General features: G+C 54.5%; 20 protein-coding genes and 1 pseudogene. 14 read left to right on the top strand and 7 right to left on the bottom strand.

Annotation, left to right across the window (positions count from 1 at the left end; all coding sequences use genetic code 11):
• Positions 1-222: 222 nt before the first annotated feature.
• Positions 223-2,598 carry an alpha-L-arabinofuranosidase C-terminal domain-containing protein gene (locus KVT38_RS01970; RefSeq protein ID WP_217592009.1) on the top strand — a complete coding sequence of 792 codons (2,376 nt, stop codon included), beginning with the start codon at positions 223-225 and terminating at the stop codon, positions 2,596-2,598.
• A 24-nt stretch (positions 2,599-2,622) separates the two neighbouring features.
• Here KVT38_RS01970 and KVT38_RS01965 read toward each other — a convergent pair whose 3' ends face one another.
• Positions 2,623-3,912: an adenylosuccinate synthase gene (locus KVT38_RS01965; RefSeq protein ID WP_217592008.1), complete on the bottom strand. Its 1,290-nt coding sequence runs from the start codon at positions 3,910-3,912 to the stop codon at positions 2,623-2,625.
• Between the two features lie 111 nt (positions 3,913-4,023).
• Here KVT38_RS01965 and KVT38_RS01960 point away from each other — a divergent pair, with 111 nt between their 5' ends.
• The 3 genes from KVT38_RS01960 to KVT38_RS01950 all read left to right on the top strand — a co-directional run bounded on the left by KVT38_RS01960 (position 4,024) and on the right by KVT38_RS01950 (position 8,351).
• Entirely contained in the window at positions 4,024-4,935 is a 912-nt protein-coding gene (locus tag KVT38_RS01960) for a LysR family transcriptional regulator (RefSeq protein ID WP_217592007.1), read from the top strand.
• 542 nt (positions 4,936-5,477) lie between these two features.
• Entirely contained in the window at positions 5,478-7,613 is a 2,136-nt protein-coding gene (locus tag KVT38_RS01955) for a winged helix-turn-helix domain-containing protein (protein ID WP_217592006.1), read from the top strand.
• 75 nt (positions 7,614-7,688) lie between these two features.
• Entirely contained in the window at positions 7,689-8,351 is a 663-nt protein-coding gene (locus KVT38_RS01950) for a DUF4386 domain-containing protein (protein WP_217592005.1), read from the top strand.
• Here KVT38_RS01950 and KVT38_RS01945 read toward each other — a convergent pair.
• A complete protein-coding gene (locus KVT38_RS01945; RefSeq protein ID WP_217592004.1) occupies positions 8,348-8,800 on the bottom strand; it encodes a hypothetical protein in 453 nt (150 codons plus the stop codon). The two genes, KVT38_RS01950 and KVT38_RS01945, sit on opposite strands and share 4 nt — an antisense overlap.
• Positions 8,801-8,880: 80 nt before the next feature.
• Here KVT38_RS01945 and KVT38_RS01940 point away from each other — a divergent pair, with 80 nt between their 5' ends.
• From KVT38_RS01940 to hisD, 4 genes are all read left to right on the top strand, one after another.
• Positions 8,881-9,873 carry a cation diffusion facilitator family transporter gene (locus tag KVT38_RS01940; RefSeq protein WP_217592003.1) on the top strand — a complete coding sequence of 331 codons (993 nt, stop codon included), beginning with the start codon at positions 8,881-8,883 and terminating at the stop codon, positions 9,871-9,873.
• Between the two features lie 139 nt (positions 9,874-10,012).
• Entirely contained in the window at positions 10,013-10,459 is a 447-nt protein-coding gene (locus KVT38_RS01935; protein ID WP_217592002.1) for a hypothetical protein, read from the top strand.
• A 169-nt stretch (positions 10,460-10,628) separates the two neighbouring features.
• Positions 10,629-11,639 carry a LacI family DNA-binding transcriptional regulator gene (locus tag KVT38_RS01930; RefSeq protein WP_217592001.1) on the top strand — a complete coding sequence of 337 codons (1,011 nt, stop codon included), beginning with the start codon at positions 10,629-10,631 and terminating at the stop codon, positions 11,637-11,639.
• A gap of 152 nt (positions 11,640-11,791) precedes the next feature.
• Positions 11,792-13,066, top strand: a complete 1,275-nt coding sequence (hisD, locus tag KVT38_RS01925; RefSeq protein ID WP_217592000.1) for a histidinol dehydrogenase — start codon at positions 11,792-11,794, stop codon at positions 13,064-13,066.
• Positions 13,067-13,536: 470 nt separating this feature from the next.
• Here the strand turns inward: hisD and KVT38_RS01920 are convergent, their stop codons facing one another.
• The 4 genes and pseudogenes from KVT38_RS01920 to KVT38_RS01905 all read right to left on the bottom strand — a co-directional run bounded on the left by KVT38_RS01920 (position 13,537) and on the right by KVT38_RS01905 (position 15,835).
• Complete coding sequence (locus KVT38_RS01920; protein WP_217591999.1) at positions 13,537-14,061, bottom strand: serine O-acetyltransferase; 525 nt, start codon at positions 14,059-14,061, stop codon at positions 13,537-13,539.
• A gap of 195 nt (positions 14,062-14,256) precedes the next feature.
• A pseudogene (locus KVT38_RS01915) lies at positions 14,257-14,589 on the bottom strand (amidohydrolase family protein); the annotation flags it as partial.
• A gap of 101 nt (positions 14,590-14,690) precedes the next feature.
• On the bottom strand, positions 14,691-15,350 hold the full coding sequence (locus tag KVT38_RS01910; RefSeq protein ID WP_217591998.1) for a zf-HC2 domain-containing protein: 660 nt from the start codon (positions 15,348-15,350) through the stop codon (positions 14,691-14,693).
• Positions 15,335-15,835 (bottom strand): RNA polymerase sigma factor, encoded by a 501-nt coding sequence (locus KVT38_RS01905; RefSeq protein ID WP_217591997.1) that lies wholly within the window; start codon positions 15,833-15,835, stop codon positions 15,335-15,337. The genes KVT38_RS01910 and KVT38_RS01905 overlap by 16 nt, the downstream gene beginning before the upstream one ends.
• 179 nt (positions 15,836-16,014) lie before the next feature.
• Here KVT38_RS01905 and KVT38_RS01900 point away from each other — a divergent pair, with 179 nt between their 5' ends.
• From KVT38_RS01900 to KVT38_RS01875, 6 genes are all read left to right on the top strand, one after another.
• Positions 16,015-16,581, top strand: a complete 567-nt coding sequence (locus KVT38_RS01900) for a helix-turn-helix domain-containing protein (RefSeq protein ID WP_217591996.1) — start codon at positions 16,015-16,017, stop codon at positions 16,579-16,581.
• Positions 16,582-16,739: 158 nt separating this feature from the next.
• Complete coding sequence (locus KVT38_RS01895) at positions 16,740-17,951, top strand: CynX/NimT family MFS transporter (RefSeq protein ID WP_217591995.1); 1,212 nt, start codon at positions 16,740-16,742, stop codon at positions 17,949-17,951.
• A gap of 111 nt (positions 17,952-18,062) precedes the next feature.
• Positions 18,063-18,392, top strand: a complete 330-nt coding sequence (locus tag KVT38_RS01890; protein WP_217591994.1) for an ArsR/SmtB family transcription factor — start codon at positions 18,063-18,065, stop codon at positions 18,390-18,392.
• Positions 18,389-18,790, top strand: coding sequence for an SRPBCC family protein (locus KVT38_RS01885; RefSeq protein ID WP_217591993.1), 402 nt, complete (start codon positions 18,389-18,391; stop codon positions 18,788-18,790). Before KVT38_RS01890 ends, KVT38_RS01885 begins: the two co-directional genes overlap by 4 nt.
• A gap of 351 nt (positions 18,791-19,141) precedes the next feature.
• Positions 19,142-19,558, top strand: a complete 417-nt coding sequence (locus tag KVT38_RS35320) for an FAD-dependent oxidoreductase (RefSeq protein WP_306795280.1) — start codon at positions 19,142-19,144, stop codon at positions 19,556-19,558.
• Between the two features lie 23 nt (positions 19,559-19,581).
• Positions 19,582-19,950 carry an iron chaperone gene (locus KVT38_RS01875; protein WP_217591992.1) on the top strand — a complete coding sequence of 123 codons (369 nt, stop codon included), beginning with the start codon at positions 19,582-19,584 and terminating at the stop codon, positions 19,948-19,950.
• A gap of 148 nt (positions 19,951-20,098) precedes the next feature.
• Here the strand turns inward: KVT38_RS01875 and KVT38_RS01870 are convergent, their stop codons facing one another.
• Positions 20,099-21,070 carry a proline dehydrogenase family protein gene (locus KVT38_RS01870; protein WP_254638910.1) on the bottom strand — a complete coding sequence of 324 codons (972 nt, stop codon included), beginning with the start codon at positions 21,068-21,070 and terminating at the stop codon, positions 20,099-20,101.
• Positions 21,071-21,134: the final 64 nt, after the last annotated feature.

Raw genomic sequence — 21,134 nt, 5'->3', positions numbered from 1 at the left:
AGCCCAAATCGTCCACGCGGACGTCTTGGGCTGTTCGTGTTTTCGCAGCATGGTCTTTAAGGGCCTTCATTTTCGCATCATCGGTCAGGTTTTTCTCGATCATCGATCATTTACGGTGCGAAATAAAGATGAGATTCTAGGTAGAGAAACTACGCTGCGGGCAGCCGAACTAGGGCAGACTGCTGGCCGCGTTCGGCGAATGATGCAAAGGAGCGAATCTCATTGACGATTCCAGGCAAATTGACGATAAACACCCGGCAAAGGGGTGTGCCGCTCGGCGATCTGTTCGGCATTTTTTTCGAAGACCTCAATCATGCCGCGGACGGCGGGCTGTATGCCGAGCTTGTCCGCAATCGCTCCTTCGAGTTCGATCCAATCGATCATCCGGACTATCGCGCGCTGACGGGCTGGGAGAAGATCGAACGCGGGGCAGGCAAGGCGGCGTTAACCGTCGAAGATGCGCGCCCGATCAACGATCGCAACACGCACTATGCGGTCATCGACATTATAGAGGCAGTGGACGGTGTCGGCATCGCCCACCTGGGCTTCAATACCGGCATACCCGTTCGCGCCGGCGAGCGGTACCGGTTCTCCGTCTATGCGAGACGCGACGCCTCCTTTGCGGAGCCCGTGCGTATCGCGGTCGAGGGCGCAGACGGGGCTGTCCACGCGGAAGCCGTCATCCAAGTCGAGTCCGCCGACTGGCAGCGATACGAGGCCGTGCTGACTGCGAGGGCGACCGACTTCGGCAGCCGGTTGACGATCGTGACCAAGGGAACGGGAAAGCTGTGCCTGGACATGGTGTCTCTTTTCCCCGCCAACACGTACCGCGACCGTCCGAACGGACTCCGAACGGATATCGCGAAGCTGCTGGCCGACTTGAAGCCCAAGTTCATGCGGTTTCCCGGAGGCTGCCTCGTGCATGACGGCTCGCTGAATGCGGACGACCGGGATTCGATGTACCGCTGGAAAAACACGATCGGCGACGTCGCCCAGCGCCCCCCAAGACGCAGCAACTGGCGGTACCATCAGACGCTGGGGCTCGGTTATTACGAGTACTTTCAATTTTGCGAAGATATCGGCGCCAAGCCGATCCCGATCCTGCCGGCCGGCTACGATCCGCATCACAAGCGCATCGTGCCGATCGAGGAATTGGGTCCTTGGATCGACGATGCGCTGGACCTGATCGAATTCGCCAATGGCGACGTGTCGACGGAATGGGGAAGCATCCGCGCGAAGCTCGGACATCCGGCTCCCTTTAACCTTGAGTATGTCGGCATCGGGAACGAAGAAGTAGGCGCGCCGTTTTTCGAACGTTATGCGTACTTCCACCGGGCCATCAAGGACAAGCATCCGGAGATCAAAATCATTAATTCCAGCGGCCCCTTCGCCGCGGGCGGCGAGTACGAACGGGGCTGGCGCTCGGCCAGAGAGAACAAGTCGGACTTCGTGGACGAGCACTACTACCAATCGCCGGAGTGGTTCCTGGCCAACGTCGGCCGCTACGACGGCTTTAAGGCGGACGATCCGAAGGTGTTTCTAGGCGAATACGCTTCGTGGGGCAACGCCTATTACAACGCGCTGGCCGAGGCCGCCTTCATGACCGGGCTCGAGCGGAATGCGCATGCGGTCGGCCTGGCGTGTTATGCGCCGCTGCTCTGCAACGTCGATTATGTCAATTGGAAGCCCGATCTGATCTGGTTCAACAATCACGAGGCGTTCGGCACCGCCAACTATTACGTTCAGCAGCTGTTTATGCACCATCAAGGCGACGTTCTGCTTCCGATCGAGGCCGCCGGCCTGAAGGCCCCGGAGCCCGCTCGCGAAGTGACGCCCATCCGCGGCCAGATCGGATTTGGCGCGAACGCGAACGCGGTCGAATATACCTCGATTCGCCTGGTCAACCATGCGACGGGAGAGACGCTCTCCTTTGCGGATACCGCGTTTGACCGAACGGGCCCGGGCGACAAACAGATCGCCATGCTGGGCGCCGCCGAGTGGGAGGACTACACTTTGTCGCTTAAAGCCAGAAAGACAGGCGGCGGCCAATGGGGCTTCGCCGTTTACTTCGGGTGGACCGACGACCGGCAGCATCTGCAGTGGGACATAGGCGGCTGGCAGAACCAGGATTCCACGATCCACTCCGTCATCGGTGGCAAGGGTTCCGTTCTGACGCAAAGCCTGTTCGAGGTACAGAACGACGTGGAGTACGATCTGGCGCTCCGCGTGACCGGGAGAAAAGTCGTCGCTTCCATCGACGGAGCCGTGGTCGCGGAGACCGAGGATCATATTCCGTATATCGAGCCTTTGTACTATGCGGCGAGCCTGGAGGAAGCGACAGGCGATACGATCGTAAAAGTCGTCAACGTCCGCGAAGTGCCCGAGACCGTGGAACTGGCGTTCGAAGGCATGGAGAGCGGCCGGGAGCGCATCGCCGAGGTGCACGAACTGAGCGGCTATGGTCTTGAAGACGAGAATTCGTTCGAGCAACCGACCCACATCGCGCCGCGGACGAAAAAAATCACGTTCGAGGGGCCGGACTTCGCGTATGAATTTCCGAAGTATTCGGTAACCGTGATCAGGGTGCGGGGGGAATAGCGCGAGGCTAAACCAACCTTGCCGCTAGTCTACCCAGATGGTTTGCTCTCGCCGGGGCCCCACGGATACGCATCCGACTTTGACGCCGGTCGTCTCTTCGACGAAGGCGATGTAGCTGCGCGCTGCGGCCGGCAGCTCAGATAATCGTCGCGCGCCGGAGATATCCGATTGCCAGCCGGGGAGCATGCGATAAACAGGCCGGGCCTCGTCCAGCTTGGCGGATACGGGGAAATGTTTCGTCACGGGCTCTATGGATCCCGGCAACTGGTAACCGATGCAAACCGGAATTTCAGTCAAGTAACCCAGCACATCAATATTCGTCAGCGCAATCGTCGTCGCGCCTTGAAGCCGGCAGCCGTAACGCGTCGCTACCGCATCGAACCAACCGACGCGGCGCGGGCGGCCGGTAGTGGCGCCGTATTCGCCCGAATCTCCGCCGAGGCGCCGCAGCGTCTCGGCCTCTTCGCCATGGAGCTCGGTTATGAACGGTCCGGCGCCGACACAGCTGGAATAGGCTTTGACGACGGCAATGATGTTGGCGATGGCATAAGGCGGCAATCCGGCACCGACCGATGCATAGCCGGCCAGCGTCGAAGACGATGTCGTGAACGGATAAATGCCGTGGTCCGGGTCGCGCAGCGCGCCTAACTGACCTTCGAGCAATATCGTTTTCCCCGATTCATAGGCCTCATGCAAAAGAACGGTCGTGTCGTCCACGTACGGACGCAGCTTCTCTGCCAGCTCCAAGAGCAATGGCAATAACTGCGTTGCTTCGGCCGCCGGAGTACCGTACAGATTTTCCAACAGCACGTTTTTCGTCGTTAAGCTTTTTTCCAACCGTATCCGCAGCCGATTCTCGTCGAACAGATCCGACACTTGAATGCCCAGCTTCGCGTATTTGTCCGCATAGAAGGGTGCGATCCCTCTTCGGGTAGAACCGAATCCCTGGCTGCCGAGCCGATCCTCCTCCAGCCCGTCCAAAGCCCGATGCACCGGCAATACCAGCTGCGCGCGATCCGACACGCGGAGCTTGGGTGCAGGTATGCCCGCGGCTTTTAGCTCCGCCAGTTCCGATAAGAGGGTCTCGGTGTCAAGCGCGGCGCCCGGACCGATGACATTCGTGACCTGCGGCTGAAATACGCCGGAAGGCAGCATATGCAGCGCAAATCTGCCGTGTTCGTTCAATATCGTATGCCCCGCATTGCTGCCGCCCTGAAACCTCACAACGAACGCCGAATCCGTCGCCATGGCATCCGTTATTTTTCCTTTTCCTTCGTCGCCCCAATTCGCTCCAACAATTGCCGTCACCCTCACGATGCTCACGCCTTTCAACTTGTAGTGGTTTTACGTATTTGAGTATACTTGGGGAAGTGATATCAATAAAATTGATCTTAGTAATATCAGATATAAGGTGAGGTAATAGGAATGGATCAGGACATCAGCTTAGACTGGTACCGCGTGTTTTTCTGGACTGCGAAAACGGGCAGCTTGTCTCGGGCGGCAGAACGGCTTTACATCACGCAGCCGGCTGTAAGCCATACGCTGAAGCTGCTGGAGAGCAAGCTGGGCGGGCAGCTCTTTTTTCGCACGTCGAGAGGCGTTCAGTTGACTGCGGAAGGGGAGGAATTGCTGCGGCATTTAGAGATTGCCTTTCGCGCAATCGAGAGCGCAGAACGGCTGCTGGCGGAAAGGCATGGATTGTACGGCGGGGAGATCAATATCGGGGCCAGCGATACGTTATGCCGTCATTACTTGTTGCCGTACTTGGAGCGGTTCCACCGTGAATACCCGGGGATCCGCATCAGAGTGACGAACAGAACGTCGCCGGAAACGGTAAAGCTTCTGAAGGACGGCCGTATCGATTTCGGCATTATCAGCCTGCCGGCTCCCGATCCCACGATAGAAATCCGGGAGAGCATCCCCCTCCATGATTGCCTTGTTGCCGGGCGTACCTTTTCGCATTTGTCCGGGCGTCCTTTTTTGCTATCCGACATACGCGACTACCCGCTCTTGCTGCTTGAACCGGGCGGGACGACGCGGCAATATCTCGATACCTATGCGCATGCGCACGGAGAAAGCTTGCAGCCCGAATTGGAGCTGGGCAGTCTCGACCTGCTGGCGGAGTTTGCGAAAAGCGGCTTTGGACTCGCATTCGTGATCAGAGAGTATGTCGTGCAAGAGCTTGCTGCAGGCGGACTCGTCGAACTGTCGCTCGTGCCCCCGGTTCCCCCTCGAAAGATCGGGATCGCAACGCTAAAAAGTGGATCCGTATCCGCGGCAGGTAAGGCGTTTATCGAGCTGTTGCTGGATGATATTAAAGAGGCTGTGGAGGATTGAAGCGAGTGAAGGCCCGACTAAAAAACAAAAGGCAGTCCCTTTGAAGCGTACGGCCTGCAGAAAGTCCCAACCAGAAACAATCGCAGCCGCTTGGAGGCGTGCCGACCGCAGAAGGTCCCAACCAGAAACACCCGTGGCTCTTTTGAGGCGTACGGTCTGCAGAAGGTCCCAACCAGAAACACCCGTGGCCGCTTTGAAGCGTACGGACTGCAGAAGGTCTCAACCAGAAACAATCGCAGCCGCTTGGAGGCTTGCCGACCGCAGAAGGTCCCAACCAGAAACACCCGTGGCCGCTTCGAGGCGTACGGACTGCAAAAGGTCTCAACCAGAAACACCTGCAGCCGCTTGGAGGGGTGCCGACCGCAGAAAGTTCCAGCCAGAAACAATCGCAGCCCCACCGGCTATTGGAAACGAGGCATCGGACATGTAGAGGCCTACTTTTGACGTACTGCTCTTACATGACGGAGAAAAAGACAGCTACTGGATACTTCCGGGCTAAGTCCGCTCTTTGAAGACGCCATTCCCGATGGTAAGATATAACTATGTCGACGACCATATTAGCAACCAAGCTTCATATACCGCCGCGCCGCCCCGGCACGGTGCTTCGGCGGCGGCTGATCGATAAGCTTCGGCAGGGTCTGCACCGCAAATTGACCTTGATCTCCGCGCCCGCCGGATACGGGAAAACGACGCTGGTCGGCGAATGGATCGCCGATTGCGGGCGACGGGCCGCATGGCTGTCCTTGGACGAAGGAGACGCCGAGATCGCGCGCTTCTTGGCCTGCTTCGTCGCGTCATTGCAGTCGATCGAGGAGAAGGTCGGAGAGGGCGTCCTCGCCGTGCTTCAATCGCCGGAGCCGCCGCCGATGGAGCCGATCCTCTCAGCGCTCGTCGAGGAGACTGCGGGCATGCCGCCGTTTATGATCGTGCTCGACGATTATCACGCAGCGGCATCGAAGCCCGTCGACGCTGCGGTCTCCTTCTTGCTCGAGCATCTGCCCGCGCACGTCCATCTGGCGATCGTAACCCGCGAGGATCCGCTCATTCCACTGGCGCGGCTGCGGGCGCGGGATCAGATGACCGAATTGCGTGCGGCCGAACTTCGGTTTACGTCTGCCGAGATCGAAGGGTTCCTGAATGACGTCATGGGACTTCATCTTCCCTCGGACCAAGTAGGCGTACTGGAATCCCGCACGGAGGGCTGGATCGCCGGCTTGCAGCTCGCCGCGCTCTCGATCCAAGGCGATCGCGGGTCGGACCGCTTTATGCAATCGATCTCCGGCAGCCATCGGTTCGTGCTGGATTATCTGGTCGAAGAGGTGTTGCACCGGCAGCCAGAAGCCGTGCAGGACTTTCTGGCGCGCACCTCCATCCTCGACCGCCTCTGCGGTTCGCTTTGCGACGCGCTTATGCCCGATTCCGATATACCGGGCGGGCAGCGACTGCTTGAGCTTGAACGCCAGAATTTGTTCCTCATTCCTCTGGACCATGAACGACGATGGTACCGGTATCATCATTTGTTTGCCGAATCGTTGCAGCGAAAACTGCAGGATCGCCTGGACGCGAGCGGCATCGCGGAACTGCACGGCCGAGCAAGCGCATGGTACGAAGCGCAAGGCTTCGAGATTGAGGCGTTCGGTCATGCCGCGGCGTCGGCCGATGTCGACCGCGCCGCACGGCTGCTCGAGGGCAACGGCATGCCGCTGCATCTTCGCGGCGCGGCAAGTCTGGCGCTACAATGGCTCGCTTCGCTGCCCCGTGCCGAGCTGGACGCGAGGCCCGCATTGTGGGTCATGTACGGATCGGCGCTGCTGATCGCAGGCAAGCCGACGCATATCGAGCCCAAGCTGCGAGCGGCGGAAGCGGCATTTGAGGGCGTCCCGCAGGACGCCCGCGTGAAGGACTGGATCGGCATCATCGCCGCGACCCGGGCCGCCGTGGCCTCGCTCGCGATGGCCGCGACGCCAAGCGGGTCCGATCTCAAATTGCAGGCAGCGGAAGCCTCCATGCAGACGACGGCGCAGGACGACAAGACCGAAGACTTGATCGGGCTGATCGCGCCTGCCAAGGATGCGGGCGCCGGCGCAAGCGCCGAGATATTGGATCGCGTGATCGCTCAGTCCAGCCGCGCATTGGCGTACCTTGGGCCGGACCAGCTGCCCGTCCGAACGTCGGCCGCATGGATGCTGGGCGTCGCGAGCCAACGGCGGGGGGACTATGCCGGGGCCAGGCAGGCGTATCGCGAAGTCGTCTCTTACAGCCATCTGCTCGGCCACACGCTGATGGCGGTCCTGTCCTGGATCGGGCTCGGCCAGATCGAGGAGGCGGCCGGCGACCCGGAAGCGGCAGCCGCGAGCTACGAGGAAGCGCTCCGGCTGGCCGGCGATCTGCCGCTTCCGGCGCTGCGCGAAGCGCAGGCCGGCCTTCGGCGCGCGAGACAGGACGGCCAGCCCGGGGCGAAGGGCGGCCTGATCGAGCCGCTCAGTTCGCGCGAGCTCGAGGTGCTGGCGCTCATCGCCGAAGGACTGTCCAACCGGGACATCGGCGAGCGGCTGTTCTTGGCGCTGGACACCGTCAAAGGACACAATCGCAGAATTTTCGAGAAGCTGCAAGTACAAAGACGCACGGAAGCGATCGCGCGCGCCCAAGCGTTAAATCTGCTCCCGCCTAACCGATGACCACACTTAAGTGTCTACGGTCCATCGTGCTTCCTTCGCTATAATTCGGGTAACACAAGCGAAGGGGAGATCCGCATGAATGGAATGGCAAGAGGGGCAGGCGCGTTATTTTTAGTATCGACGGCGGCGTATATGATCGGGAGCGGGCTGCTGAATCCCGTGCTCGAGCGGTCCGAAGCGCTTGGCAGCATAGCGGGAGACCGAACGAGCGTGATCGCGGGAACGCTGCTGGAGCTCATCAACGCCGCGGCTGTGTTAGGGATCGCGATGCTGCTGTATCCGATATTAAAAAAGCATCACGAGGCGTTTGCGCTGGGGTATTTCGGTTCGAGGCTCATCGAGTCCGCGATTTTAATCGTCAGCTTAGTCGTTCCGGTCGTCCTGCTCGCGTTCGGCGAACAAGATGCTGCGGCTGCGGCAGCGGATCGCTCCGTCTATCAGGGGATCGCGGATTTCGCAGTTGAAGCGCATAACATGCTCTTTCAATTGGCGATGATCGTGCTGGGGTTGGGCAGCCTGCTGTTCTGCTATATTCTCTATCGCTCCAGGCTGGTACCGAGATTTTTGCCCGCGGTGGGCTTCATCGGTTATGCCGGGCTATTGACGAGCAGCTGCCTGGCGTTAACCGGCCGGGACATGGGGACAGCTTTGTTTATTCCGGGAGCCATCTTCGAAATCGCGCTTCCGCTCTGGCTCATCTTTAAGGGCGTTAATCCGCGCACGGCAACGGCAGGTTAATCGTAAACATTTTGCTGCTTCACATCGTTAACGATATCCAACGCTTCGCGCAAGCTTTCCAGCGTCCCGTCGCGGTTATACTTCTCCACCAGCTTCGCGGCGTATAACAAGTCGTTGGAAGCGCCATAGTCGGCAACGACATTCGCCAGCGCTTGATAAACGGCTGGGTCAAGAGCGCGGCTGTCGATGCGTGCGATAGACGAACGCTGGTTCGTTACGATTCGCTCCAGTCGCGCGCTTGCCTCGTCAAGCGATAAAGTCAAAGCAGGTTTGCCTGCAAAAGCGTTGGGGAGCAACGTCTTAAAAGCGACGCCGCCGACGATCGATAAGGAGAGAAGGAGCGCGATTCCGTCTTTCCACAAATGCTTTGTCATGTTTTTATCCCCTTGGAAATTATAAATTAACCATATATGGGTAATTCCATTATAATGGATGAAGGTGCCGCGCATCTTAACAATTTGATGTTAGCGCGACCTTCATCTCATTTTTACGTAGAAAGCTTGATAACCATTGGGAGGGACTTTACATCGTGGAATCGGACAGTCAAAGGACAAGCTTTATCGCATTACTGAAAAAAGGCAATACCTCATCGGCGGCGGCAGCCATCGGCAACACCGGCGTCGCGATCGTCAAGGGCATCGCCGCGGTAACGACGGGCAGCGGAGCGATGTTCGCGTCGACGATGCACTCGATTGCCGATGCCGTCAATCAAGCGTTCGTATTCGCCGGCAGCGTGCTAGCGGAGAAAAAGCCGACGCGGCGTTTTCCGACCGGGTTCGGACGGGTCATCAACTTGTTCTGTATGGTGGCCGTCATCGTCGTCACCGTGATGGCTTACGAGACCATCCTCGAAGGATTTCACTTGTTGAAGCATCCATCGGCCGAGTCGCATGGCTTCTGGTTTAATCTCATTGTCTTGCTCCTATCCGTCGCGGTCGACGGATTCGTGCTCATAAAAGCGATGAAGGAAATCGTCCACGAGTCGCGGGCGGAAGCGAAGGGGCTCGCGATCATCCCGCAAGCGTTCAAAAACGTAGGACGCGCGGCGCCGCCGACGCGTTTGGTCTTTTACGAAGACCTTGTCGCGACGACCGGTGCGCTTCTGGCGCTTCTGGCCGTTGTCGTTACTTCGCTGACGAGCTTTCATTTGCTTGACGGCATCTCGACCATCCTCATCGGCCTGCTCATGGTCGGCGTCGCATTCAAGGTCGGCTACGACAATATGGTCGGGCTTATCGGCGTATCCGCACCTCGGGATGTTGAGGATAAAGTCGCGCAGATCATCTTCTCGAACAGCTACGTGACCGATATTTATCAAATGCGGATTTTGCAGGAAGGCCGTTACTATCACGTGGAGGGACTGATCGAGCTGCGGCCCGGCTTGACGCTGGCGGACGCGGACGATATCAAGTTCAAGATCCGGGATCGGTTGCTGCTGGACGCCGACATTGCCGACGTGACCATCGGGATTATCGAAGACAATGGCGTAAAGAACTGGAATCCGGAGCCTGTCAACTCTTAACGACGTGAACGAACGGTAAAATCATCTTTGTTTAAGGTCCTAGCCTGCCGGCGCAATCGGCGGGCTTTTTTTATGACAAGCGGGTCAAGCAACCTTTGAACAAAATGGATCGTTTTTACTTTCAACGGGAGGGGATAGCGTGAGACTATTCGCGGTTGTCGTTTTGGTTTTGAGCATCGTTGCGACAGGCTGCAGAAGCGCAAAGGACACGACCGGTAAAGTCATGCTGGACGGAAAAGAAATCGTGTCCGTCAAGCTGGAATGCGCGGACTTTTGCAAGCGTGTGGGGACGCCTCCGTTTCCTCCGTTTACGGAAAAGACGTTCGCGAAGGAAAACGGAAACGCGCTGAACGTATTCCGCAAGGCAATCGTTAACGCGGAAAAAATGAACGGCGTTTTGAATTATGTCGTCATTTTTTACATGTATCTCTTGTTCGACGACGGCGCGCAAAAGAAATATGTCCTTAACGTAGCAGACGAAGACGGCATGAATGCCTTGCTCGTGGATACGGAGGAAAGTAGTCAGGGATATACGATATCGAAAGACCTGACAAGTGAATTGAGAAGCTTTATTTACGGGGGGTAGTCGGAGCGGAGGATTTGGCTGTTCGGTGCCTGCTTTACATTTTCGAGCCAAATTACGATACGGTGACATTATCATGGAACAACCACACGGAAGCGGCCCATCCATTGACAGATCAACGATCCGCTTCTATAATCGAAATAAATGAATACGTATTCAGAAAGGATTATTCATGAGCTCCTCCATCGATGTGGCGAAGAAGGCCGGTGTGTCCCAGGCTACGGTGTCGCGAGTGTTGAACAATCCACAAAGCGTGAAACCGGAGACCAGAATGAAGGTGCTGCAAGCCATGGAACAGCTTCAGTATGTTCCCAACCTGATTGCCAGAAGCCTGGTTACGAATACGACCCGGACGATTGCGCTGATTTCAGGCTCTTTGCAGAACGGCTTTTTTGCCGAAACGACCGATTCCATCGTTCAATTTGCGAAGCATAAAGGCTACAAAACGCTTGTTTATTTCGAAGACGAGAACAAGGTTCCGGATTTGTTTGATTTGATCATGAGCAGCAAAGTGGACGGCGTGCTGTTGTCGCTCATCAAGCTCGACGATCCGCTTGTGGAACAGTTGGAGCGGGTCAAGGTGCCCTGTGTCTTTTTTAATAGGAGGTCTAAGAGCGGAGGTCATTATGTCGTCCTTGACAATCCATCGGCCGTGGCGGAGGTTACGCGTCACCTGATTGGCCTGGGTCACCGCAAGATAGCCTATCTGTCCGGGAAAACGGACTTCTCGACCTTCCAGGAGAGAAGCGTCGGATTCAAGCAGGTGATGCAGGAGCACGGTCTGGAAATGAAGCCGGAATGGACGAGTTTTATCGACACGACTACGGAAGAGATTGAAAGAACGGTATTCACGATGTTGAACCGTCCGGAGCTGCCGACCGCCATCATATGCGCAACGGACGCCATCGCACTGATCTGCATGGATATCATCCTCATGATGGGTCTGAGGATTCCGCAGGACATCAGTCTGGCGGGGATCGATAATACGCGGATGGCGTCCCACCGTGCCGTTCAGCTGACTACAGTCGGCCATCAGAAATTCGCCATGGGCAGGATCGCAGCAGAATCCCTTTTCGAGTTGATTGAAAAAGGCGATTCCGAGAGAAGTGCCATCCAGATCACGTTAAGGCCGGAGCTGATTGTGAGAAAGACGACGGGTCTCGTAAACTCATCCGGTAGCTAAGGAACATCAAGGATGCCTCCTGCTTGGCGCAGGGGGCTTCTTGCATGATCTCCGCTGCTGCAAAAAGGCGAAGAAATCATGGTTGACGAAAAGATAGGCAGGTGTTACCATTTTCGTGAATACGTATTCATTACCTGCGAAGGAGCATGAGGATGGTCAAGTTTATCAAGCAGGGTATGACGCCCGCCGACTTCTATCAGGAGGATCAAACGGTCTACGATACCGTCCGATCTGTGATTCGGGATGTGTCCGCACGCGGGGACGAGGCGGTAAGGGAGCTGTCCGGGAAGTTTGACCACTGGTCCCCCGAACACTTCCGGCTCAGCGTTGAGCAGATCTCCGAGATCGTGAGGTCCGTACCGGATAGCGTCAAAGAAGATATCCGCTTCGCACAGACCCAAATTCGCAATTTTGCTTCGAAACAAAGGGAAACGATTCATGATCTGGAGGTTGAGACGCTGCCGGGCGTCGTGCTTGGCCATAAACACATCCCGGTAAGCAGCGTGGGCTGTTATGTTCCGGGTGGCCGTTATCCGATGGTCGCATCGGCACACATGAGCATTGTAACGGCAAAAGTGGCGGGGGTCTCCCGCGTGATCGCATGTACGCCGCCGATTGAAGGAACCGTACCCGCCGCAACGGTCTGCGCGATGGCCATGGCCGGTGCCGATGAGATTTATATTCTAGGCGGCATTCAGGCGATGGCCGCCATGGCCATTGGAACCGAAACGATCAAACCGGTGGATATGCTGGTTGGCCCTGGAAACGCTTACGTTGCCGAAGCCAAACGCCAGTTGTACGGAAAAGTGGGGATCGATTTATTCGCAGGGCCGACGGAGGTTCTGGTCATCGCCGACCATACGGCGGATGCCGAAATGGTCGCGACCGATTTGCTGGGCCAGGCGGAGCATGGTCCGACATCGCCTGCCGTTCTCATTACGACGTCGGAGACGCTGGCGCAGGAAACGCTAGTTGAAATTGACCGTCAGCTTGAAAGTCTTCCTACGGCCGATATTGCAGGCAAGTCATGGCGCGACTATGGAGCGGTTATGGTTGTGGACGACGTTCAGGAAGCCTTAGCCGAAGCCGACAAGTTGGCTTATGAGCATGTCGAGGTGCTGACGGAAGATCCGGACTATTTTCTGCACAACATGAAAAACTACGGAGCGCTGTTCCTCGGTCCCGAAACAAACGTGGCGTACGGCGATAAGGCAATCGGGACCAACCATACGCTGCCTACGAAGGGCGCCGCGCGGTATACCGGAGGATTATGGGTGGGCAAATATTTGAAGACGGTCACCTATCAACGCTGCACGGAGGAGGCAAGCAGGCTTGTCGGGCAGTATGTTTCCCGTCTTTGCGAATTGGAGCATTTTGCCGGGCATAAAGCGCAAGCCGACTTGCGGGTTCGAAGATACTCATTTTGATGACATAGAAGCGGAATGTCTCGAACGTAGATATAATTTTCACGCTTTATCTCATTCCTAGGCATCCGCCTTTTCTATAACGTGAAATGTCACCTGCTGCACCCGTATGGCTCAGCCATGAGCGGGGACGGGCTTGAGGAATGCCCGATCGGGCGCTCGGAGCTTACTTTTGTGCAGACCCATGATGCGGAGGACCCCTTTTATCATTTTGCATTTGATATCCCCACCTATTTTTGTGACCCGGGAGGAAAAATCGTTGAGTTTATCGCAAGGCATAACTGTGGCCATGACATACATACGCCATTTACAGGTGAAAGTCTTTTAAGCATCAGTGAGATCGGGCTTGTCGTTAGCGACGTTAGTAAAATTAAAAACATTCTGCATGCGAATTATTTCTTGAATGAGTTTAAGGATCGATTGGAGAATATCCATACAAACTATTGTTCGTTCATTCATAGCGGGAAATGCGTCTAAACAACCTTAGCCACCGATCTGGGCTTGACGATCGCCGGTACGCCGACCGCGGTGGAGTAATCCGGGATATCCTTGAGAACGACTGCGTTCGCGCCGACCATGACGTGGTTGCCCAGCGTTATTTTACCGATAATCTTGGCTCCCGCGCCGATAAATGCATGGTCGCCAATCGTAGGCGGGCCGTATTCCTCGGGCGTGCTCGGGTCCTTCGCGCCGATGGTGACTTGGTGGTAAATGGTCGCGTTGCACCCGATGATCGCATCCCAGTGGACAACAACGCCGTTTAAGCCGTGCGGAAGGAAGAGCCCGCCTCCGATGTTCGCCCTCGCAGGAAGTTCCCCGCTGTTGACGATTCGAACAAACAGCGTATCCATAACCGCATAAATAAACTTAAGGAGCTGCTTCAGTACAGGGACTTTGAAGTCGTACGTCACCCAGTTTCCGAATCTGTAAGTGGCCAGTGCCGAAAGAATCAATGGATTCCGGCGATTGACCTTGAGGTCCTGCTTGAACTTGTTCATCTTTTGAACCCCTCCTTTACTACCATAATATAGAAAGTCTTAATATCCAGTCAATTCAAAAATTAACAAGGAATTGGAATAGTGATCTATGACATAAGGTTACATATATAAATCTTATAATGGGAGGTCTGAAAAGCGGCGGCCCCAAGACCTGTTTTCCGGTCTTCGGCCGCCGCTTTTCGTTTAGGTTAAAGCTTAGGACGTTCCGGCTTCTCTTTGCAGCGCACCTTTGAACCATACGGCCCCGATGTACAGCGTATCCGAGATACGGGTTGTCGGGTCGCCGTTGACCAATACGAGGTCGGCGCGAGCGCCTTCGGCAATCCGGCCGCGGTCCTTCAAGCCGAACCTGCGGGCCGGCTTCGAGGTCGCGGACTGCAGCGCTTCGATCGGCGTGAACCCGGCCTCAACGAGCAATTGCAGTTCATGGTGGACACTGGCTCCATGAGCAAGACCGCCAAGATTCGGAACGGGAACGGGGGCAACATCCGTTCCGACCAGTATGTCTACGCCGGCACGGTGAAGGTCAGGAAAGGCAAACGTTGAAGGCTTTGTTGATCAAAATCAACGGGCGGTTATAGAGAAAATGGCAGCGGACCTAAAAAGGTCGGCTGCCATAGCCATTTGGTTTATCTTCCTAGATACTTCCGGTACGCTTCTTCTTGCTCGGCGGTCGCTTGGGGGATCGTCATGCCTTTTTCCCAGACGGTGATCCGATCGTCCTTATTGATTCCTTCGAAGTAGATGCCGGTCTTCTCCTGTTTCGTGTTCGCTTTTTTCGTCGACCAGTTCTCGGGCATCGTAACGACGCTTTCCTTCTCCTTGGAGAACAGCTTCCTGTGCTCGTAAATCCGGTAGATTTCCGTATGCTTGCTGCCGCGCGTGGAAACCCGGCTGACAAACCCCTTGATGTTGGCGGTCACGCGATAGTGGATCGTGCCGTCTTGCGTCTGATACACGTCGCTAATTTTCGCATCGCTCGCCGGCACGGGGAAGTCTCTCGTTCCGAACAAGTAATAGGCGCCGATCAAGAGCGCGGCGACGATCGCGACGCTGACGCTTGTGATGAGCCACTGCCTGCGCTTAATTTTTTTCATGAAGTTGATTTGTTTGGGCGGAGCCCCTTTAATGCCTTGAGTATCGCGCGTCATCAGTTCCAACGCTCTCCTGCATTCCTCGCAGCCGGCCAGATGAGCTCGAATGGACTGGTTCGTCGATTCGCTCGTCAGGCCTTCGATATAGTTGGGCAGAAGATCTTGCACGATCTCGCAATTTAATCTCGGTTCCATTCGGATCTTCCTTTCGCCATTTTTTGTTTGCCGCGGTAGAAGGTGACCCGCGCCCAGTTCTCGCTTTGGCCCACAATATCGCCGATCTCGGCAAAGCTCAGTTCGCCGGAGAGACGAAGGTACATGACCTCTTTGGTTTTCGCGTCCAGTTGATGGAGCGTTCGGAACATGGCGAGCTTGTCTTCGTTTCGCAAGACATCCTTCTCGGGGTCTCGGCTGGCAGGGATAGGGATCTCGAGCTCATCCAGGGAGACCGAAGGCTTCCGCTTATTTTTGTTCAGCTCTTTGTACCAGGCCCGCTTCGCAATCTGGCACAGCCATACGGACAGCTTGCACTCGCCGCGGAACTGATGGATGGTTTTCATCGCTTGATAAAACGTCTCTTGCGTCAGCTCTTCCGACAGATCGGCGTTCTGCGTGAGGCTGTATAAGTATCGATAAACGGTCTGCGCGTAGTTTTCGTACAGCTGCTCCATACTCTCCATCCATTCACCTCCTACTACATAAGTATCGGCAAGCGGATTTTCGTTACGGAAGGTTAAAAATAAACTTTTTGAAGGGATTGGCGGGGCTGCCGCGAAAGGAGCGGGTACCGATCGTATGGAAAAGAGGCTTCATAAATCATATACTAACTGTAACCGTTTGGTATTGAGGTGATTAGGGAATGGATGAAGTCGACGAATCCAGGCAAATGGTGTTGCAAATCGGCGGCGCCTTAAAAAAGTACAGAAAAGAAAAAAACATGAGTTTGGATGACTTGGCAGCGTTAACGGGCGTAAGCAAACTCACGCTGGGGAACATCGAACGCGGCGAGACGAATCCTACTTTGGGGATCATCTGGAAGATTTCGAAGGGCATATCCTTGCCGCTGCTCGCTTTGTTTAAATCCGAGGAAGCTGTCAGCTTGTATCGAGCGGGCGAAGGCATGCGATTTTCGAACGATCAAAAAAATTGGATCATCGAACCGATATTCAAAAACGCAAGCAGCGATTTTGAGATGTGTCGGGCGTATCTGCAGCCGAATAGCGCGTACTACCCTGAGGGTCACCACGTAAATACAACCGAAATCGCGACCGTCATGACGGGCTCCGTCGAAATTCAAGTCAATGGCGAAGTTTATACGTTGAATCAATACGATACGATCAGCTTTCGCGCGGATTGCCCTCACGCTTACACCAATCCTACGGATCGCGAAGCGGTGCTCCATATCTCCTTGAAATACGGTTATTAAAAACAACTCCGATATCCTTGCCGGGATCTCGGAGTTGTTTTTTTTAGAGTGATATTTGTATATTATAAAATAATGATTGTTAAAAATAATATACTATAATATACTTTCCTTATTCGCGCGAATAAGGATAGGTTGTGGATCAGGAAGGAGACAGGAGAATGCCGGAAGAACAAATGAAAAAGACGGCCATGCCCTCTTCGATAGGGCTGCTCATACTCGGCATCATCGTTATTGCGGCTAATTTACGAGCTCCATTAACTTCGGTCGGCCCTTTGGTGAGTCTGATTAAAGATGAGGTGCATATTTCCAATACATTGGCGGGCATGATAACGACGTTACCGCTGCTTGCTTTTGCTTTATTATCGCCTCTCGTACCCAAGCTTGGACGCAGATATGGATTTGAGCGCACGATTTTGATCGCGCTGATCTTTTTGACAGTCGGTATTGTCATTCGTTCGTTCTACGGCGCCGCCAGTCTGTATATCGGAACGGCCGTTCTTGGATTCGCCATCGCCGTTTGCAACGTATTGTTGCCGAGCTTGATCAAGCGGGATTTTCCTAAACGGATTGGCTCCATGACGGGCGTCTATGCCATATCCATGAATTTATGCGGAGCGATTGCCTCGGGGGTCAGCGTGCCGCTTGCCGCGAACGCAGGGCTGAAGTGGCAGGGCGCATTGGGGATATGGGGAATACTCAGCTTCGTCTCGATCCTGTGCTGGTTCACTCAATTAAGAGGTCGTCAACCCAAGCAAGGTGCGACGACGAGTCGTCAGACGGTCAGTCATCATGTGAACGTGTGGCGTTCCTCTGTCGCTTGGCAAGTCACCTTGTTTATGGGGATTCAGTCGATGGTTTTTTATATACTCATCGCCTGGTTGCCTGAAATACTCATTCAGCTGGGCATCGACGCGAGCCAATCCGGCTGGTACCTCTCCATCATGCAGCTAGCCGTGCTGCCGTTTACGTTTATCGTTCCCGTTATTGCCGGACGGATGTCCAGCCAGCTTGGATTGGTGATGGTCACAAGCCTGTTGCTTGTGGCGGGGACGCTTGGACTGCTCTACGGCAGCTCCGCCGCCATTTTGTTGTGGATGATCCTGCTCGGAATCGGCGTAGGCTTCGCCTTCAGCTTGTCCATGATGTTCTTCAGCTTGCGTACCAAGCATGCCCATCAAGCGGCGGAGCTGTCCGGTATGGCGCAATCCGTCGGGTATCTTCTGGCTGCAACAGGTCCCGCGCTCATCGGCTACCTGCATGATGCGACAAACAGCTGGACACCGCCGCTTTTCGTATTGCTGGGCGCTTCAGTGCTGCTGTTCATCGTCGGCATGGGGGCGGCAAGAAACCGTTTTGTAAGCGCGGGTTAAGCGGACAGCTTCGGGAATTGACCGGACACCAAATGGTGTCATATAATAAAACAGACACTATTCGGTGTCTGTTTATTTTATTTTATGACATCGGGAATCAGGTGGGCTGTGATGAATCAAGCTGTACAAAAACGGGATGTGTTTGACGCGATTGCAGATCCTACGAGGCGTCGACTGATTTATCTGTTGTCAGATGGAGACGAGCGGTCTTTACACGAGATCACGCCGCATTTTCAAATGGGGCGTACGGCGGTGTCCAAACATCTGACCATCCTCAAAGATGCCAGCCTGGTGCACGATCGTAGAGTCGGCCGAGAAACGCGATACAAGTTAAACGCATCTCCGCTCAAGGAAATCGAAGATTGGGTCGCTTTCTACAGGAAGTATTGGAGCAACAATATGATGCGATTAGGCCAGTTACTGGAGGAGGATGAAGAATGAGTTTATCGCTGAACATGGATTTTCAATTTACGACTTCGGTTGAAAAGCTGTGGACTGCCTTGACCGACTCGCGCAAGTTAGCCAAATGGATTGCGGATAATGACTTTAAGCCGGTCGTTGGACATCGCTTTCAGTTCCGCCATCAGCCGAACGAGCATTGGGATGGAATCGTGGACAGCGAAGTGCTTGTCTTGGATGAACCGAACCGGTTGTCCTTTACTTGGGCAGTCGGAGATGAGAGGCATACGGTTACATTGACGATACAAGATTTGGGAAATGGGAAGGCGACTCTGCATCTTGAGCAAACCGGAATTACCAATGAACAAGGATTTGCAGGCGCCAAGCATGGTTGGAAGGCGTGGATCGACAAGCTTGCGACAGTGTTGTCGGAACGATAAACAACCGGGCGAGTATAGCAAGAAAGGCGAGTACTAGTCGATAGAAGGAGATGAGATGATGAGTTTTTTTCGAGATAATCTAGTCCCCTTTTTCAAAAAGAGAGAGTTACAATTTATAGAAAGCTATAAGGAATCGGATGATGTACATACGTTTGTATTTGAAAAAGATACAGACTTAACCTGGAAAGCCGGACAATACGGTTTGTTCAGCATTACGCATAAGTCCGTAAAAAAGGCACGCGTCCGTTCAGCGTGTCGTCCGCGCCAGCTGAGACTGCGGTTAGAATCACAACGCGCTTAGGTCAACAGCCGAGCGAGTTTAAGAAAGCACTGCTGGAATTGACGCCGGGCATGAAAATCACGATGCGCGGACCCGTAGGACCTTTTTATCTCACAGATGAAGCTCCGACATTGTTCATTGCCGGAGGGATCGGCATTACCCCGTTTCGGTCGATCCTCAAGCAAATCGATTCAACGTCCAAGGAAGTCGGGAGGCCGATCCATCTTCTTTATTTGGATAGGAATAGGGAGCATTTGTTCAAGAATGAACTTGACGAGTTGGCTAGTCGTACCTTGGCAAGCCTAACCTATCTTGAATCCAGGGATGAGTTGCAACAGGAGATCAATAAGTTCAGCTCCCTATATAAGAATAGCGGCAAATACTATATTGCGGGACCCAAATCTATGGTTGAGGCGGTTTTTAAGTACTTACTGGACAATCATGTTCCCAAACCAAATATCAAAAAGGATGCCTTTTTCGGATATTAGTAGATTGCGAGGGAGGGATAAGTATGGAAGCATTCGCAGAATTCCTGGATCGTATCGAAAACCCGGAAAATCGAGCGCGTATGGAAGAGGTTCTGTCTTGGGTGATGAAGAAATTCCCGAATTTATCGCCTGTGCTGAAGTGGAATCAGCCCATGTTTACAGACCATGGAACATTTATCATCGGCTTTAGCGTATCCAAGAAACATATGGCCGTTTCTCCGGAGGAAGCGGGGATGGCGCGTTTCTCTGAGGAGATCTCAAAGGCCGGGTATGAGCAGACGAAAGGGCTCGTGCGTATCCCCTGGGCTCGTCCGGTTGAATACGCGCTGCTTGAAAAGATGATCGCGTTTAATATGGCGGATAAGGCAACCTGCACCACTTTCTGGCGGTGAGATGGAAGGACCGGACGAGACGACTATCAAATGAATAATAAACAAAAATGCCGCCAGCCTTTCACGATTCTTGGCGGCATTTTCTTATGGGATTTGTTAGTTGTACACATGACTCAAGTATTGCTTTAAACGCACTTTACGCTCGCCATTATTCATAATCCCTAACAGAATCAATGGGTCTATCAGCCGCGATGTCGATCACTGCTTGATATAAATTTGGCGGATGCTCGGCGATCCGGTGGCATAAATACAAATACCATTCATGGCCATAGGTAAGGTAGATGCGAACGGGATAACCGGCTCTTCTCAGCTTGCTGCTTAAGTCGGGCCGAATCCCGTATAACATCTCGAATTCCACACCCGGCTTCAGGGCCCATCCCCGATTGATTACCTCATCTATGATGCGCTCATCATGGGTAGCGATAGATACTCGATGCCCTTTATCAATGGATTGTTCCAAGAGTTGTAGATAGCGTTCGTTCAGAGCGTCCGAGCGTGAGAGCGCCAGCTCAACCGGCTCTTGATAGGCTCCCTTCACAAGGCGTAATCGTCTAGAATCAGTCTGCAAGTCATTCAAGTGCTGTGCTGTAAGGTGCAACTGCGCTTGCAAGGTGATACCCATATTCGGGTAGACAGCTGCCGCACGCTTATAGATCGATAGAATCGCTTCGGTTTTGGCCGATTCCTCCATGCTGATAAACAGCTCGATACCCGTGCGCTGGGTCTGTTCCGCCAAGGCGGCCAACTGCTTATATGCGAATGCGTGATCTATCGACAAACCGATGTGGGAGAGATCAAACGATACGCGAGCCGGTATCCCGCGATCGATCAGGGACTGAATAAGCTGTTCCATTTCCAGTGCTGCCGCTTCACAAGATTGGACGTCTGCCGTATTTTCGCCAATGTATTCGATAGAAATCGCATATCCCTTATTGACAAGCGCACTCCCGGCTTCCAGTCCGGCTGCTCTGTCGTCACCCGTCACATACCTCGCGGCAGCACGTTGCAGCATATGATAAATAGATGGCGTCTGCTCGACGTAATCCTTCAACGCTGCCCGCCGAGCAATGGATTTCATCGTTTCTGCAAATTGTTTTTCCAGCTCAATCATGATCGCCATATTGTAGCCCTCCCCTTGTGTTCTCGGTTCAGTGTACTACCGAGACCATAGAAGAGGATTGTAT

The sequence above is a fragment of the Cohnella sp. GbtcB17 genome (assembly GCF_019091135.1).
Classification (GTDB): Bacteria; Bacillota; Bacilli; order Paenibacillales; family Paenibacillaceae; genus Cohnella.
This window is presented reverse-complemented; position numbering and strand designations above follow the sequence as displayed.

Bases quoted from the DNA above. Each gene is read 5' to 3' on its own strand.
- KVT38_RS01960 (WP_217592007.1), top strand. From the start codon at position 4,024: ATGGATCAGGACATCAGCTTAGACTGGTACCGCGTGTTTTTCTGGACT.
- KVT38_RS01955 (WP_217592006.1), top strand. From the start codon at position 5,478: ATGTCGACGACCATATTAGCAACCAAGCTTCATATACCGCCGCGCCGC.
- KVT38_RS01950 (WP_217592005.1), top strand. From the start codon at position 7,689: ATGAATGGAATGGCAAGAGGGGCAGGCGCGTTATTTTTAGTATCGACG.
- KVT38_RS01945 (WP_217592004.1), bottom strand. From the start codon at position 8,800: ATGCGCGGCACCTTCATCCATTATAATGGAATTACCCATATATGGTTA.
- KVT38_RS01930 (WP_217592001.1), top strand. From the start codon at position 10,629: ATGAGCTCCTCCATCGATGTGGCGAAGAAGGCCGGTGTGTCCCAGGCT.
- hisD (WP_217592000.1), top strand. From the start codon at position 11,792: ATGGTCAAGTTTATCAAGCAGGGTATGACGCCCGCCGACTTCTATCAG.
- KVT38_RS01920 (WP_217591999.1), bottom strand. From the start codon at position 14,061: ATGAACAAGTTCAAGCAGGACCTCAAGGTCAATCGCCGGAATCCATTG.
- KVT38_RS01910 (WP_217591998.1), bottom strand. From the start codon at position 15,350: ATGGAACCGAGATTAAATTGCGAGATCGTGCAAGATCTTCTGCCCAAC.
- KVT38_RS01905 (WP_217591997.1), bottom strand. From the start codon at position 15,835: ATGGAGAGTATGGAGCAGCTGTACGAAAACTACGCGCAGACCGTTTAT.
- KVT38_RS01900 (WP_217591996.1), top strand. From the start codon at position 16,015: ATGGATGAAGTCGACGAATCCAGGCAAATGGTGTTGCAAATCGGCGGC.
- KVT38_RS01895 (WP_217591995.1), top strand. From the start codon at position 16,740: ATGCCGGAAGAACAAATGAAAAAGACGGCCATGCCCTCTTCGATAGGG.
- KVT38_RS01890 (WP_217591994.1), top strand. From the start codon at position 18,063: ATGAATCAAGCTGTACAAAAACGGGATGTGTTTGACGCGATTGCAGAT.
- KVT38_RS01885 (WP_217591993.1), top strand. From the start codon at position 18,389: ATGAGTTTATCGCTGAACATGGATTTTCAATTTACGACTTCGGTTGAA.
- KVT38_RS35320 (WP_306795280.1), top strand. From the start codon at position 19,142: ATGAAAATCACGATGCGCGGACCCGTAGGACCTTTTTATCTCACAGAT.
- KVT38_RS01875 (WP_217591992.1), top strand. From the start codon at position 19,582: ATGGAAGCATTCGCAGAATTCCTGGATCGTATCGAAAACCCGGAAAAT.
- KVT38_RS01870 (WP_254638910.1), bottom strand. From the start codon at position 21,070: ATGGCGATCATGATTGAGCTGGAAAAACAATTTGCAGAAACGATGAAA.